The sequence below is a fragment of the Lactococcus allomyrinae genome (genome assembly GCF_003627095.1).
Taxonomy (GTDB): domain Bacteria; phylum Bacillota; class Bacilli; order Lactobacillales; family Streptococcaceae; genus Lactococcus; species Lactococcus allomyrinae.
The window spans coordinates 2,215,610-2,231,543 of sequence record NZ_CP032627.1 but is presented as its reverse complement, the minus strand read 5'-3'; the positions used below and the strand labels follow the sequence as shown (position 1 = coordinate 2,231,543).

Below are 15,934 nucleotides of genomic sequence, written 5' to 3'. Positions count from 1 at the left end.
TTTCAATACCTCGGATATTTGAAAAATTCAGTTTCTGTCAGTGCTGACAAACCTACTTGAAAGCTATCAACATCCCATTTTACAGCAAATTCTTCTGCTTCATCATCTGCCAAAAAATCCATCAAATCATCCAATCCAACATCTGCCGTTTCTTGCAAAAATTTGGCAAAATAAGCCAAAAACTCTACTGACAGACCTTTGTCAGTGTAGGGAATCGTTGTCAGATAGTCTACTGAATCAACCTGTGACTTGACTGGATTGTAAAAAACAATTGCATCTTCATACATAATATTTTCTTCAGATTCGATACCATCGGCATCTGTTACAGCAACCCCTGCACCATTTTCAGCTTCTAATAAAAAGCTGACCTCAACTGCAAAGTTTCTCTTGTCCCAATTTATCTCAAAATCGTAATTAAAATTCTTTTCAAGTTCTTCCTGTAAAATATCTAAAAAGCCAAATTTAGCCATGTTTTTACCTCCAAAGGTCAGAGTGAATGTTTTATTTGTCTGAATGAAACTTCGTTCATAAACGATATAACTCCACCCTCTAACTCTCATCTCTTATTTTATGTTAAAATAATTATAACAAAAAACTGGCGTGAAAAGCGTGTCTAGTTCCAATACACTTATATTTACAACAGTTCCACTAGTTAATCTCTCAACGGCTTTAGTCAATCAGTAGATTAACTGTAAATAAACTGTTTGAGTGTCGGGCGCAAAGGTTGCGACTGGTCACTTCTAATGATTTTTAAAAGTAAGCGCGTATTAGACAGTGCATTTTGAATCAAGAAATCTGGAGATTAATGATGAAAATTAGGAAAATTGAACCTCGCGACTTTGCAATTGTTGCACAACTCGAAAATGAGAATTGGCCTCTCACCTCAACTCCGCACGTCATGAATTCCTCAGCTGAAAAGATTATTGAAAAAATCACAAAAGGAATGGGTTATTTCATCGCAGAGGAAGATGGTGAGATCCTAGGTGTTCTTGATTATGGTCCTAGACACAAATCTGAGTTTGGACGACATATCATCACTTTTGGGATAATGACTGTCGAAAAAGCGCGTGGCAAAGGCGTCGCTACATCTCTTATCACTTTTTTTATTGATTATGCACGTCAAGAAGGATATAAAAAAATTACGATACAAGTCATGAGCTCGAACCCTACTGCTCTGAAACTTTACGAAAAACTTGGTTTTGTTTGTGAAGGCTGTTTACGCAAAGAGTTCTTTATTGACGAAACTTACATTGATGATTGTTTTCTAGCTTATTATCTTGACAAAACTTTACTGTAAACATCATTTACAGCTTTGTAAACCTAGGTAAATTAGCCTTTATAGTTAATTCATTGTAAAAACCAACAACGGCTTAACTTCATGACACGCTAGTTACAACTATCACTAATAAAACCCTGTCGGATTTTAAAGTAGAACTAGTATATTGAGTATTTATTTTTATGATTGGAGAAGTTATGGTTCAAAATCTCGCACGGCGTATGAGACCACGAAATATTGATGAAATTATCGGTCAAAGCCACCTTGTAGGACAAGGAAAAATTTTACGTCGAATGGTCGAAACTGGTCTCCTTTCTAGCATGATCCTCTACGGTCCACCAGGTATTGGAAAAACCTCCATTGCTTCTGCTATCGCTGGAACAATGGAGGCTAGCTTTAGAACGTTTAATGCAACAACTGATACTAAAAAACGTTTACAAGAAATTGCTGCTGAAGCCGAGTTCTCTGGGCAACTTGTTTTGTTACTTGATGAAATCCATCGACTTGACAAGCCAAAGCAAGACTTTTTATTACCTCTTTTAGAAAATGGCCAGATTATCTTGATCGGTGCAACAACTGAAAACCCTTATTTTTCAGTCGTACCTGCCATTCGTTCTCGTGTTCAAATTTTTGAATTAAAACCCTTAGAGCCTGAGGATTTACAGCAAGCTGTCAACCTGAGTTTACAAGACAAAACGAGAGCTTTTGACTTTGATGTCAGCCTTGATGATGATGCATTGTATTTTTTAATTCACTCAACAAACGGCGATTTACGTAGTACATTTAATGCGCTGGAACTTGCTGTACTCTCTTCCAAAAATCATCATGTTACGCTTGATGACATGGAAAATTCTTTACAGAAAAAAGCTGCAACTTTTGACAAAGATGGTGATGCTCATTATGATTTGCTCTCTGCCCTGCAAAAGTCCATTCGAGGTTCTGATGTCAACGCAAGTTTACACTATGCTGCAAGGTTAATTGAAGGAGGGGATTTACCTTCTCTTGCCAGAAGATTGACTGTCATGGCTTACGAAGATATTGGTCTCGCCAATCCTGATGCTGCTGTTCACACCGTACTAGCTTTGCAAGCGGCTGAAAAGCTCGGTTTTCCTGAAGCAAGAATTCCTCTTGCAAATATTGTGATTGACCTAGCACTATCTCCAAAATCAAACGCTGCCTATCTGGCGATGGATGAGGCAATTTCTGACCTCGGAAAATATGGAAATCTTCCCATTCCAGCTCATTTGCAAGATGGGCATTATGCAGGCGCCAAAGAGTTGGGACGCTCCGTGGAGTATCAGTATGCACACAATTTTCCTAACCATTGGGTCAACCAGCAGTATCTTCCTGATAAGCTGATAAAAGCTGACTATTTCCAACCAGATGATATGGGAAAATATGAAAAAGCGCTAAACTTACGTAAACAATGGATTAATGAACAAAAAGGAGGGGGCGACAAATCTTCTCAAAAGCGATAAACTTTTGGGTAAGGAAAGCTTGTCAGTCAAACGAACAGTGGACTGATGATGATGTCAAAAAATAAATGACTGAGCAAATCGAACAAATTAAACTCTCTGAAATTATCAAAAATCCATACCAACCCAGATTGGTATTTGACACAGACAAACTTGAAGAACTAGCACGTTCTATCAAAGAAAACGGTGTATTGCAACCTATCATCGTTCGTAAATCAGGGCTCATTGGTTATGAGCTATTGGCTGGTGAACGGCGCTTTCAAGCTTCTAAATTAGCAGGAATGGTAACGATTCCTGCCATTATTCGCACGTATTCAGATAAGGAAATGATGACCTTATCTATCCTAGAAAATTTGCAACGTGAAAATCTAAATCCTGTTGAAGAAGCACGCTCACTTGCTCAACTTGCTGACAAGTTAAAGATGACTCATGAACAAATTGCTCAAGCTTTAGGAAAATCACGTTCTTACGTTTCTAATCTCATTCGCTTACTTGGACTTCCTGAAGTTATTTTACGTCGGGTGGAATCTGGTGAGATTTCGTTGGCACATGGAAGAACACTCCTTGCTGAAAAAGATGCCAATAGACAATTGCAACTCGCTGACAAAGTAGTGAGTAGCCATCTCAATGTCCGAGCATTGGAAGAATTAATTTATGGTACTGACAAAATTTATGTTGGCACTGACAGAAAAAATATTTTTACAGAAGCACTTGAAAAAGAACTCATGCAAGCACTTGGTAATAAGGTCAAAATCAAGAGTAACAAAAGTCATCAGGGAACGCTCTCTCTTGATTTTGACAGCTTAGATGAATTGGAACACTTGGTTCATCTGCTCAAAAAACAAGACTGACGAAACAAAAAATGCACTGACAGGATTCTGTCAGCGCATTTTATTTTGAATATTAGCTTTTATTAAAACTTGAATGTATTCCATTCACTCAAAATTAACCTCTCAATGCCCGAAGTGCGTATAGAATTGATACAACATCAATTACCTCTTGGAATACTGCACCAATAATCGCAGGAATTACACCTGTCGCCGCAATAAACATTAAGACAATACAAATCACAATTCCTATCATTACCGCTTGTCTAGCAATTTTCATCGTATCACGACTGATTTCGATAGATTTCGTGACGTTACTCAAGTCATTTTGTAGGAGGACAATATCTGCCGCTTCGCTCGCTACAGTGCCAGAGCCCACACCGATAGAGATTCCGATATCTGCTGTTGCAAGAGCTGGAGCATCATTTACACCGTCTCCCACCATAATGACTGGTTTATCAGGTGAATGTTTGATGAACTGTAACTTTTCATCTGGCATCAGACTGGCATGAATGTCGTCAATACCAACTTCATCTGCGATTTTGCTCGCTACACGAATGTTATCTCCAGTCAGCATCGTAATCTTAGAAAGACCGATTTCTTTCAGCCTAGCAATTGTCGTTTTGGCTTCTGGCCGCAAACTATCTGTAAATGTCACGGCACCAATATATTGATTGTTTTTTGCAACATAAAATGCTGTTTCAAAATCATTTTCCGGTGCACCCACAAAGCTCGCACGTCCGATTTTAAAAGTGTCACCATTGATTTCACCAATTACACCGAGTCCCGCAACTTCAGTCAAATTTGACAATTGTAAAGGAACAACATGACGTTCTTCAGCGTAGCTGCTGACCGCTTTAGCAAGAATATGATTACTGGATTGTTCCAATGTATAAACAATTTGAAGTAGTTCAGATGCTGTAAACTGCTCTTGAGTTTTGTTTTTATCCTCAATCTCACATAGAATTTCTGATACAGGAACAACTTTTTCGACTTGGATTTTTCCTTCGGTGATTGTTCCCGTTTTATCAAGAAAAATTCCACGAGCTTTAGCAAGTTTTTCAATCACTGTCCCATTTTTAATCAATGCACCATTTTGGCTAGAACGACTCATTCCCGAAACAAAAGCAATCGGCGCTGCCAAAATCAATGGACAAGGACTCGCCACGACCAAAACTTCTGCAATTCTTACGGGATTGCCCGATATAGCATAAGCGATACCAGCAATAATATAGGCAATAATCGTGAAAGGAACAGCATATCTATCTGCCAATCGAACAAAATTCGCCGGTGTAGCTTCTGCTTCTTTAACCAATTGCACAATTTTTTGAAATTGAGAATCACTCGCCACGACAGTAGTCTGAATCTCAATACTTGAATTGCCATTAATCGCGCCAGATAGCACTTCATCCCCAGCCAAAAGCTCATTTGGCTTAGTTTCACCAGTAACCGAAGCTTCGTTAAGCTGGGCTGCTTCAGAGAGCAGGTGGCCATCAATTGGAATGACTTCCATAGGTTTAATGAGCAAAGTACTCCCAATCTCCACTTCATCAAGTGCGAAATCCTTAACCTCATCATTGATTTTCACGTGAGCAACATCTGGTGATTTCTCAAGTAACGAAGCAAGAGCTCGGTGAGCACGTCCTGCCGCATAATCTTCCAGACTCTCTCCACCAACCAACATCAAAATGATAATAAGCGAAGCCCAGTATTCTCCTACCAGAAGTGTAGCAATAATTGCTGTGATTGCAAGTAAATCCACACCATAAGAGCCACTTCGCAAAGTTTTTATCATTTCAATGAACATTGAGAGCGCCAAAATGCCACCCACAATCGTGACGATCATCTGTGCAACAAGAGGCTGGTTAAAACCAAAATAGGCCACCAGTGCAGCAAGTGCGATGACAAACACGAGAATGAGTTTTTTAAGATTTGTCATTCATTATCTCCTTAAAAATTTATTTGTCCTGAGACTTTGCTCTGCCTTGCTAAAAGCTTATGTGACCTGATTGTCAACTTTTAACGCCGCTTTGATTCAATCGAACTGAGCTAAATTTTTAAGTTATTTATTAGACTTGTGAAGTCAACTTTATTTTTTTGTTGAACTACGCTATGATGCAAGCTTGACAGTGTCCACCTCACGTTTGTTTACTCCACTTTGTCACAGCAACTAAAAACGCAAAGATAGGTTCATCATCAAAAATAAAACGAGTTGACTCCTCAACTTTATTGATATTTTCTATTATTTTATCAGAAATAATATCATTCTCTTAGTAATTTGACTGTCAAAGATATTTGTCAATCGAGTATTATTCGTCTATAAACTGTCAGTATGCTGACAAAAAATCATCATGAATTTTGTCAAGTATTTTTACTTTACAATGCTTGCATTTCTAGAAATTTATGCTATACTAATAAAGTATGTTTTTGCAAGATGTTACTTTATTAAGTGCATTGATGCAAAAGCGATAAAATCTACGGAGGACTTAAAACAATGGCAGTACCTGCACGTCACACTTCATCAGCAAAGAAAAACCGTCGTCGTACACACTACAAATTGACAGCTCCAACTGTTACTTTTGACGAAACTACTGGTGACTACCGTCACTCACACCGCGTTTCACTTAAAGGCTACTACAAAGGCCGCAAAGTACGCGAAACTAAGTAATCTACTCAAAAGAAAGGAAGTAAACAACTATGGCAGCTGGTGTACGCACACATGTTATTCTTGAACACAAAGAATCTGGTGAACGTCTGTACCTTACTCAAAAGAATAAACGTAACACTCCAGACAAATTGGAACTTAAAAAATATTCTCCAAAATTACGTAAACACGTTGTTTTTAAAGAAGTTAAATAATCTTTTTAAGTAAAAATATAAAAAATACACTGACAAAATTTGTCAGTGTATTTTTTTATTCTGTCAGCATACTGACAGGGTTATTCTGGACGTTTTATTGTGAAAGTTTCTCCTAGCACTGCGTAATCATTCCCTGCTAAACGCGCGATTGGTGCTAGTTTATCTGTGTTGATATGAAAATTTTGTTCATCAAGAATTTCATCATCGAAAGCAAAATGAATCACTTCAAGAAGAACAAGATGTCCCTCATCTCCTAGAGGAATATGCTGGTAGAGCTTCGTTTCAAAGCGGACACTACTATTTTTTATGGTTGGAACCTTGACCATTTGCGAGGGAGTAAGCTCTATTAAAAATCTCTCTGCTTCACTTATATGAGCAGGTACACGACTAGCAGTCAGATTCATTAGTTCAACGTTATCACTGTTAACAAGATGGACAACCGCTTCTTGAGTTGAAAGTAGATTATTCAGACTATCTTTGTTGCCAGTAAAAGCAATTGACAAAAGCGGAGGATGACTTGAAGCAACATTAAAAAAACTGAACGGAGCAACATTGACCAGTCCATCACGATTTTGTGTTGTTAACCACGCAATGGGACGAGGAACAACACTTCCTGATAAAAGTTTATAGACGAGCTGTTGATTCAGCTCGTCTGCTTTATAAGATTTCATTGATTAGATTTTTCTTTTTAGATTTTTTTATTAATATTCTTTCATGTCAAAAGCATTTTAAAGTGGTGCTGGTGTATTTTCGTGTACTAAAACTAAAAATTGTGATTATTCGTATTTCTTAGTTTTATTTTGTAGCTTCAAGAGGAACACCTGCCTTGCGTTCAACGACTTTTTCAATCGTCCAAAGCTCATCTTCACGACGGTCTCGATGTGTATCTGATGTATCAAGAGGACGTAAACTTGCAGCAGTACGTGCTTTTGTCGCTTCATCCCCTGGGAAAAGATGTGGTGGCAAGCTTAATCCAAGACCTGATTGTTCCTTACTCTCATCAATCCAGAAACCTGAAGTAATCAAAGCTTCTTCATAACTGTCAACAACTCCAAGGCCTGATTTTGCCATCTCTAAAGCTCCAATACCCGGTGTATAAGTCGCAATTTCAAAAAGAACACCTGGAGCAACACGAACATACTCACTTGAGAAATAAAAACGATCCACCAGACCAGAATTTGGCAGTTGGAAAGCATTAATCCGAGCAATCCAATATTTCAAAGTTTCAGGGTCTGTCGTTCCAAGTGCAAGATGATGAATTGTGCCATAACCTTGATAAGCGTAGCGATCACCTTCATGCGCTTCTTGAATAATTAACGCAGCCCCATTGCCACCCTCAGCAACTTCAAAAAGATGTAAATCTCCTTCCTGACCTGCATAACGAAAACCAAAGACTGTTTCTAAAATTAAGCGAAGGTTATCTGTATTTTCTACCTTGACAAACACTGGACCAAGTCCCGTAATCCCATGCTCTGCAGCTACATTAGAAAGTTGCCATGAGTGTCCTTGTGAAACTGCTCCTGTATTGGCTTGGTCAGAAATCAATTGATATTGTTGTCCGTCAAAATCTTCAAACTCTAAGGTTTTTTGACCAAATTTTGTTGTAATTTCACCATGTTTGACATGAGCTTTATCAAAACGTGTTGTCCAATAGTCCAGTGAAGCATCTGTTGGTACACGAAATGATGCACGTTCGATATTGTTTGCGCCGTGCATTCCTTTCGGAATATCTTTGAAATCAAAGAAAGTCATATCTGCGCCTTTACCGTCTTCTTCTGTAAAATAAAGATGATATGTTTCATAGTCGTCTTGATTGACTGTCAATTTTGCAAGACGTAGTCCCATGATATTTGTGAAAAAATCATAGATTTTTTGAGCGCTAGATGTTATGGCTGTGACATGATGAACACCGCCAAGGACATGATTATTTTCGATTTGTGATTGAATCGCTTGAGTCATAATATTTCTCCTGTTTTATTTAATATGAATAAAAATTTGCATTAATATGCTTATTCGTTTCATTCTAAAAATTATTTGTTCTATCTGCAATGCATCGTTGAGATAGTAGCTAATGATGATTACAATTGACATATTGTAGCGCTAACTTTGTGTCATAAAAATTATGCATCAGCGTACTGACAGAAATTCTGTCAGTACATTTCTAGCCACTTCTTGGCTGCAACAAGTTCGTCTTCGGTCAGTTGATGACCGTAAGTACACTTAAAAATCTCATTCTGACAACTTGCTGTTTCCAAATCTTGTATCAATGCATTAAAATTGCGCTCCGATACAATTGGGTCATTAGGTGCATAAGTTAGAAATACACGCTTGTTGTCAGTGCTGACAGGATGATTAATTTCTGTCAGTTGCATTCCGTGGAGTGCAATGACTTTATCAAAATTAAAAATACCTTTAAGTGTCATATAAAGTGCAATATTCGCACCATTTGAATACCCAATCGCAATAAATTTTGCTGCATCAAGATTGTATTTCTCAGCTAACGCAAAGATTTCATCTGCCAACCATTGACTCTCAAGCGCCAATGAATCAAGGTCAAAATTATCCTGCGTAAACCCACCCACGCTGCGGAGCTTAAAATATCGATTTACCCCTGATTGTTGACTCGGCCGCGAATAGAGAGCACGGGATGTCCTGGTGCAACCCTCTCAGCAATAGGTAATAATTGATGTTCATCTCCTCCTGTACTATGTAGAAGCAGAATGGGAGCTAGCAACGGATTACCAGCCTTAAAAATATAATCTGTCACGTTATGTCTCCTTTCAAAATAAGATGTGAGGAAGGCTTGCTCAGAAACTGTGAAAAATAGGGAAATTTTTGGTTCTGCTTAAGCAGTAGATTCAAAATTTCATCTTTTTTCGCAAGTTTCTAGCCTTCCAAACTCAGTTGATTAAGATGTGAGGTGCGCTCATCCTAAAATTATGAAAATTAGAAAATTTCAGGTTCGTGCGAGAGCACGATTCTGGAATTTATCTATTTTCACTAATTTCAAGCGCACCGAACTCAGTTGATTTACGTTCAACCTAAGCTTTTAGCGCATAGCCTTCTGGAATATTAGATTTTTCTGTTTCTACCTCATTCAATAACGAGTTCCTGATGTGTCGTTGCGAGGACGAATTTGATTAATTTTTACTGTGACATCCTCGTCAAACTTAGCAGGTTTTATTTTATCGAAATGTTCCCCTTGTTTTCCAAAATAACGGAGTAACTCTCTACGACGAGCTTCATAGCGTGGTGGCAAAGCAAAAGTTGTACCCAACTCACGCACTGACTCATCAAGTGTAAAGCCAGGTCGCAAGGTCGCAAACTCAATACGATTACCTGATGGTGTCAGCAAATACACCGAGCTAAAATATCCGCGATCCACATAGGCTTCTCGCGTATAGTCAAGTCGCTCTGCTTTTTGCCAAATGGCATCCAGTTCTGCTGTAGATTCAACTGCAAAGGCGATACGGTCTACCGAACCACGTCCCCACTTAGAAACCGGCAAATTATTCTCTGTTTTTTCCAAAGTTATTGCTGAAAAATCTCCTACCATATCTTTGAGAAATTGAGTGGTAGCTTCGATATGGTCAGTCAACAACGTTGTACCAAGAACTCCTGTGATTTGAAATTCTGCCGGAATATCTGTCAACGTATTAACATTCCAGTTGGTTAAAATATCATCTGTTTCGATAAATTCTAGAGGAATTTGGTCAAAATCCCGTACTGACAAACTTTTAGATGTACTTACAGAGCTGTCAGTAATAAATTTTGCTAATCGCTTCGTCCAAAACTGTCGTGAACCGCGTGGAATGCTAAACTTGATTCCTGTCAGTGCTGACTTCCCATCGATACGTTCATGATTAAAACGATGGTCAGGAAAAAAAGTCACTACAGTTCCGACACTTCCCAAAAAATCACCATAATAGACATGTCGCATATAAATATTGCCTTGATTAATTGAATTTTTGACCAAACGTAATCCTAAAATATCCACATAAAAATGAAAATTTTGCTCGAAATCACCTGTCAATAATGAAATATGGTGTACTTTCATATAAGATGTGAGCTCGACTGCCGTAAAACGAAAATATTTAGAAAAATGAAATTCTTCACGAAGTGAACGTTCCATTTTGCCTAATGACACAGCTTCAAGGAAGACGAACTCAATTCCTTTCTTACTTACTCAGTTCAAAGTATAAATCAGCAATATTTCCTTTAAACTCACGCACTTTGCCGTCAACTATTAATTCGACAACATGTGCTGAATCATCAATTGCAGGAATTTCTCGATTTTGCAATGTTACAAACTCATCAACAGTCTCAAACTCTTTTATTCCTGTACGTCCATCAAGCGTTTTAAAAGTAACTTTCATTGTCATATCCAGCTTTCTTATTCTTTATGTTTACAATTGTAAACGAAAAAGTTTTTTCTGTCAAGAAATTAGTTTTATCACTTGACCTTGACCTAATCCAAATAAGCAATATCTTAGGAGAATATAAAGAAACCAACCTCACTTTTAGTGCCTTTTTACATCATATAGCTCATTTACAACAACTTACATTTACTTGAATACGTAAGTAAAAACGTAGGTAAAAATTGCACCGCCGTACGTAAAATTGAGAACCATAAAAAGCACTTAGTAAGTGCTTTTTTATATATTATATTTTTCCTCATAATTTAGTACATGTAATTATGTTCAGAATATTCTTCCCAACGTTTCCTATTAATTATCGCCTCTTCAGAGTAACTTTTATACCAAATATCACCCGACAATTCATAACCTAAAGACTTTAATAAAGTTGTTGCTATTTCTTCATCAATAGCTAGACATTTTTTTAAGTCCTCAGTCAGCCACTCCCCTTTAATATCTATAAAAGCTCTAATCTGTTTTGCTCCTCTTACACCTCTATTTTCCACCCAATACTTTGCCCGCTTTTTCATCTTTTTCATAAAAATAATTTTTTTTATTTTTTTTGCAAAAAATCCACCAACAACAGGGAGGACCACTTTAGAAAAAGTAGATAATAGAATTTTTACGTAATCTAATTCTGGACCGCTTCCCAATCCATTTGGAACATATACATAGATAATATCAGAAGTGCCATTCAGGTAACCTTTAGAAATAAGATTTTCTATTTCAAAAATAGTAGTATCTCTTTCAAGAAATTCATAGAGTGTCATAAACATAACTTCTTCTTCATCATTAAAATAAAAAAATGTACCGTTATATGGGGATTCTTTTTCTACCGTTATTCCGAGTGGGTTGGTGGAACTTAGAATTCTTTGATAGCCTTCTCTTTCTTCTTCCGGTATATTACTTACATATTCATTATTAAGCTTAATCGCAACGCTTCGTAACGAATCTTTTTCATCCACTAATTCTTCTTTTTCAAAGCTACCCTTAGGACTATTTGCAAAAAGAACTATAACAATTTTTACTTTTTTCATACTCATACTCATTAATCTTTTACCTATTTAATTATTATCATACCAAAAACTGAAATTGTATTAATATTATAAATATATGCTACTGATAATATACAAATGTTGTATATTGTTCATACCCTAAGTGATGTCGGTATAGCATTCTGTCACAAGTAGCAAAACAGAAATTTTCGTTTTTGCATTCATAGAATTTGCGAATACAAGTCCTAAAATTCAGTAATACAAAAGCACTCCTAGCAACAAAGAGATGCTTTCTTTTGCCGCATTCTTCACATTAATTTTTTTCTGAACTGAAAAACTTTATTAATAGTAAAAATATTAGTGAATTTTTATCATTCTATCAAAATATAGCTAATACCTTCTATATTTGTGATTTTCCAACTACCATTTAATTTAAGTCGATTATTTACTTCTCCGTTAACTTCATACATTACTCTAAAATCCACATTTTTTTCTTTTAACAGTCCGTTATATTCATAAGCTATTTTCATCGTTATCATAGTGACTGCTGCTGAACTATCATTAATTTTAGATATTTCATAATTAGTAATTGTTATATCTTTAAAATTTTCTCTAAGTATTCTAGCTTTTGATTTTCTTGAGGAATTCCCTAGAATAAAAGTTGGATACATAGAAGTAGGTGTGCCATAATTTTTATTTTTTATACATTCTAAGAACTCAAAGACCTTTTCTTCTGGAGAATTACTTTCATAAGTAGATGGAATTACTTCAAAAAATCTCGGTTTCCATTCCTTTAGCAACTTTTCATTTTCTTTTTGTTCCCTAGTTGTATTGGCTATACTTTTAAATAATTCTCCCCACGTTTTTGTTTCCTTCTCTTCTTTTTTTCTCATCCTATCAGCTTCACTAGATCTCTCTCTTATCCAATCTGCTAAATATATTAATAATGCAAAAGATTTAATGGCAACAAATTTGTTATAGTAATTTATATCTCTTCCATGTAAAATACCATTTCTATATGGAAGAGATATAGAATCCGTACTAGTTTTTTTTCGATTTTTACTTAACAGTGAAACCAAAGACTTTAAGCCGCTCCCATGGCCAGAGATACTGTCCCAAACTTCCAAGTCGGTTTCTTTCGCAAATAATCCCGTTGGTTCAACATCATTTATTATTCCGTCAGCACTTAATAAAGCTATCGGTATAGAAGCATGGTACCGTCCAGAAAAATAATCTTCTATCGCAAGGTTTAATAGCTCATGTCTATCATAAAAATGCTTTCTATAAGAATATTTCTCAAAATTTTTTAATTCACCTTCGTAATACTCCATCAGAGCTTCTTCGCCACGATCAATATTCCCATCTTTTGCGATACTAACACAGAATTTCAAAACATCTATGTTAAGTGATTCATGAGCAATCCACCCCCTATCATGATAGTACATATTAAAGTCATCATTTAATGTCAATAAATCAGCATATTCTTTTGTTATCTTATTGATGTCTATTCCAGAATCTATATTTAATAACTTTAAAATAGGATTCAAAACCTTCGTTGTTTTAATAATTTTTCCTAACTCATTTATAGAATCATTATCTTGAATTTTATTTCCCATACTATTTCCTCTTTTACTTGTGATTATTATCATTATATCACTAGAATATAAACAAAAAAAGCGCACTGCAATGCGCTTTAAAAACTGAATTCTTAACTACTATTATATCCAAATGCCCTTGTATGGGGATTTTACTTTATATTTTTTATATCGTGCTACGACTTGATTTGTAGCACTATTTTTTACGTAAATCTCGCATATAATTTTTCATATAATCAGGGTTCTTTTCTTCCCAATTTTTACGAACTTTCTTGCGAGCTTCTTTTCTACATTCTTCGCTACAATACCGCTCTTGTTTGGCAGTTTGGAACATTTTTTTACAGATTTTACATCGGATGGTACTCATTTTTTAAACCTCTTTTCCTCCTGTTAAACACACGCACGAGAAAAAATGTACAGTGACGGCGTGAAAGACGGCGCGACCGAGGGGGAGGGGGCTATGCCCCATACTTTCTTTAAAAATTATTTTCAAATTAGAAAAATAAAATTAAAAAAATAATAAATTAATATAAATATTTTTTTATTATTTATTTAAACTACTATGTTAATAAATAATAATTAACATAGTTTCATCTGGTTATCTTTTAAAGCTAAGAGCAGGCACTGCACACTCATCTCTCTTGCTATATCATTGTCCAGTTAGATCATGTACAAGTTCTTGTAGTGATTGTGTCAATGGGTCTTTCATGATTGGTTCTGTGCTTTTCAACGGAGCTGTTGGTACTGTCTTTTTAACATACTGGCTAAGATACTCCGCATCCTGAATGAGCGATTGCTCATCCTCTCCTCGTAATCTCTCAGCCATCTCTGCTGGCAAGTTATGCTTTACTGCAATAGCTTCACGTAACTCTGGTGTTGCTGGTAAAGATTGTTTACCTTGGTTTTTTAGTTCATTCTGCTTAGAGATGTTAGCCATCAAATTTTCGTATTCACTCACTATTTCCCTCCCCCCAATGCTCTATTTAATAAATTTTTTGTATCAAGATAACCCACCCGAACTTGTGGCAAGCTCGTAATTGTTTTCCCACCATCAGCCGTGTGAGTTACTCTTGAGTTTGTTCCCTCCAAAATTTCTAGCTTTTTAAAGTCACGCTGCAAAGTAGATAACAGACTATTAGATTTATTGATCATTGCATTTCGTTCTGCAGACAACTCACTCAATTGTTCGGCAAGTTTTTTCGCTTGCTCCATTTGTTTATCATTAAAGGCATCTGCAGCACGAATAATCTCTTGAGTAAGTGTTTTATATTCCTCCTCTGAAACTAGAGGATTCTTCACTTTTTTATTCTTGATATTCTGATACATCTCAACGCTTTGTTTTGTTGTCCAAATTTTATCTTTAGCAATCTTGTAAGCTTCAAGGTTAGCGGTAGCTTCCGCATTTGAAAGCTCCTTATTGGCTTCCTCAAGCTCTCTCTGTGCTTCAAAAACTTTATCATCATAATCTTTAAATTCTTGTTCGTTTGCTTTTTTTATATTGATGAATTGTGTTTCAATTTCTTCAAGTGTTCTCATGTTCATTTCTCCATTTTCTATTGGTAAATATATATTATAATCGGAACTACAAATAAATCTTGTAACTCCTTGCATTTATTGACTTAACAGCCATTTTTATTATTTAGTTAAAACAACTATTTTTGTTGGGTGTCTTACTCTCATTATTTCTCCTATTCTTCTAATTCAAAGCCGATGAGTTCAGCGATATTATCTAAAGCATTCATGTTCATATCTGCTAAGTCAGACGGTTTAATAATTGTTCCGTCTGTATATCTTGGTATATGGTTAGGGTCTGCAGTAATCATTGAATTGTTGAGTGAGTATAGTTCTTGTATCTGTGCTTTGATGTTGTCCTCATCATCTTTATCAAACACATCAGGGAACTCTACAAGCTCACGGAATCCCAAAAGCTCTGCTAAAAGGTCAACCTCCGCACTTGTTGCGCTTGCTGCATCATCATCAATCCATTCCTCAAGAAACTTTTTGATGTTCTTTAATCGAATACTTGCGGGTGTCTTCGGTTGGTATTCAGCTTGTTCTTCCCCACTTTGAGCCAGTGCGTTATCTAACACTGATAAAGCCCCTTTGACCTCAAATGCAATCTCTGTGCCTTGTGCTTCATTCGCAAAGCTATTCATAAAAGTTTTCAAGAGATTAAGGTTTGCTTGTGCTATTTGTTTTGTAATTTTCATTTGATTTTCTCCATTTTTCTAATATATAGTTTCTGTCAGTAAAATTTATAACAGGTTTTAACAAGTCGGACAACGTGCTTTTTTCATCTTTTCTCCTATTTTAGGGGTGCGTTTGGTTTCAGTGGTGCATTTAGTAACACACCCCTCACAAACCCTGTCATATCAAAGCTTAACACTGTTTTGAAAGCGTTGTTTTCATGGGGTGCATTTAATTCGTCAAACTTTTACTAGGTGTACATGAGAGACACACCCTTTTAATTAATACTAAATATTATTTTTATT

The 15,934-nt window shown here is 36.2% G+C and carries 16 protein-coding genes and 1 pseudogene; 5 read left to right on the top strand and 12 right to left on the bottom strand.

The features are described 5' to 3' along the window. Positions 1-2: 2 nt before the first annotated feature. A complete protein-coding gene (locus D7I46_RS10565; protein WP_120772839.1) occupies positions 3-470 on the bottom strand; it encodes a DUF3013 family protein in 468 nt (155 codons plus the stop codon). A 338-nt stretch (positions 471-808) separates the two neighbouring features. Between D7I46_RS10565 and D7I46_RS10560 the strand changes: the two genes are divergently transcribed. The 3 genes from D7I46_RS10560 to D7I46_RS10550 all read left to right on the top strand — a co-directional run bounded on the left by D7I46_RS10560 (position 809) and on the right by D7I46_RS10550 (position 3,602). Next, positions 809-1,297, top strand: coding sequence for a GNAT family N-acetyltransferase (locus tag D7I46_RS10560; RefSeq protein WP_120772838.1), 489 nt, complete (start codon positions 809-811; stop codon positions 1,295-1,297). 176 nt (positions 1,298-1,473) lie between these two features. Continuing rightward, positions 1,474-2,754, top strand: a complete 1,281-nt coding sequence (locus tag D7I46_RS10555) for a replication-associated recombination protein A (protein ID WP_120772837.1) — start codon at positions 1,474-1,476, stop codon at positions 2,752-2,754. Between the two features lie 65 nt (positions 2,755-2,819). Further along, on the top strand, positions 2,820-3,602 hold the full coding sequence (locus tag D7I46_RS10550) for a ParB/RepB/Spo0J family partition protein (protein ID WP_120772836.1): 783 nt from the start codon (positions 2,820-2,822) through the stop codon (positions 3,600-3,602). Positions 3,603-3,696: 94 nt separating this feature from the next. Here the strand turns inward: D7I46_RS10550 and D7I46_RS10545 are convergent, their stop codons facing one another. Further along, positions 3,697-5,517 carry a heavy metal translocating P-type ATPase gene (locus D7I46_RS10545; RefSeq protein ID WP_120772835.1) on the bottom strand — a complete coding sequence of 607 codons (1,821 nt, stop codon included), beginning with the start codon at positions 5,515-5,517 and terminating at the stop codon, positions 3,697-3,699. 555 nt (positions 5,518-6,072) lie between these two features. Between D7I46_RS10545 and rpmF the strand changes: the two genes are divergently transcribed. Both rpmF and rpmG read left to right on the top strand, forming a co-directional pair. Beyond that, on the top strand, positions 6,073-6,246 hold the full coding sequence (gene rpmF / locus D7I46_RS10540; protein WP_075526098.1) for a 50S ribosomal protein L32: 174 nt from the start codon (positions 6,073-6,075) through the stop codon (positions 6,244-6,246). Between the two features lie 29 nt (positions 6,247-6,275). Beyond that, positions 6,276-6,437, top strand: a complete 162-nt coding sequence (gene rpmG / locus D7I46_RS10535) for a 50S ribosomal protein L33 (protein ID WP_054639691.1) — start codon at positions 6,276-6,278, stop codon at positions 6,435-6,437. A gap of 80 nt (positions 6,438-6,517) precedes the next feature. Here the strand turns inward: rpmG and D7I46_RS10530 are convergent, their stop codons facing one another. From D7I46_RS10530 to D7I46_RS10485, 10 genes and pseudogenes are all read right to left on the bottom strand, one after another. Next, entirely contained in the window at positions 6,518-7,108 is a 591-nt protein-coding gene (locus D7I46_RS10530; RefSeq protein WP_120772834.1) for a flavin reductase family protein, read from the bottom strand. A gap of 124 nt (positions 7,109-7,232) precedes the next feature. Then, positions 7,233-8,396, bottom strand: coding sequence for a VOC family protein (locus D7I46_RS10525; protein WP_120772833.1), 1,164 nt, complete (start codon positions 8,394-8,396; stop codon positions 7,233-7,235). Between the two features lie 191 nt (positions 8,397-8,587). Then, positions 8,588-9,204: pseudogene (locus D7I46_RS10520) on the bottom strand (alpha/beta hydrolase). A 330-nt stretch (positions 9,205-9,534) separates the two neighbouring features. Then, positions 9,535-10,569: a VOC family protein gene (locus D7I46_RS10515; RefSeq protein WP_240424419.1), complete on the bottom strand. Its 1,035-nt coding sequence runs from the start codon at positions 10,567-10,569 to the stop codon at positions 9,535-9,537. Positions 10,570-10,615: 46 nt separating this feature from the next. Then, on the bottom strand, positions 10,616-10,813 hold the full coding sequence (locus D7I46_RS10510; RefSeq protein ID WP_120773353.1) for a hypothetical protein: 198 nt from the start codon (positions 10,811-10,813) through the stop codon (positions 10,616-10,618). A 305-nt stretch (positions 10,814-11,118) separates the two neighbouring features. Next, positions 11,119-11,889 carry a hypothetical protein gene (locus D7I46_RS10505; RefSeq protein ID WP_120772832.1) on the bottom strand — a complete coding sequence of 257 codons (771 nt, stop codon included), beginning with the start codon at positions 11,887-11,889 and terminating at the stop codon, positions 11,119-11,121. A gap of 329 nt (positions 11,890-12,218) precedes the next feature. After that, the gene (locus tag D7I46_RS10500) at positions 12,219-13,463 is read right to left on the bottom strand and encodes a hypothetical protein (RefSeq protein WP_120772831.1); all 1,245 of its coding nucleotides are present in this window, start codon (positions 13,461-13,463) and stop codon (positions 12,219-12,221) included. A gap of 628 nt (positions 13,464-14,091) precedes the next feature. After that, positions 14,092-14,400: a hypothetical protein gene (locus D7I46_RS10495; protein WP_120772830.1), complete on the bottom strand. Its 309-nt coding sequence runs from the start codon at positions 14,398-14,400 to the stop codon at positions 14,092-14,094. After that, positions 14,400-14,984, bottom strand: a complete 585-nt coding sequence (locus tag D7I46_RS10490) for a hypothetical protein (protein ID WP_162930888.1) — start codon at positions 14,982-14,984, stop codon at positions 14,400-14,402. Before D7I46_RS10490 ends, D7I46_RS10495 begins: the two co-directional genes overlap by 1 nt. A gap of 146 nt (positions 14,985-15,130) precedes the next feature. Beyond that, the gene (locus D7I46_RS10485) at positions 15,131-15,652 is read right to left on the bottom strand and encodes a hypothetical protein (protein ID WP_120772828.1); all 522 of its coding nucleotides are present in this window, start codon (positions 15,650-15,652) and stop codon (positions 15,131-15,133) included. Between the last annotated feature and the right edge of the window lie 282 nt (positions 15,653-15,934).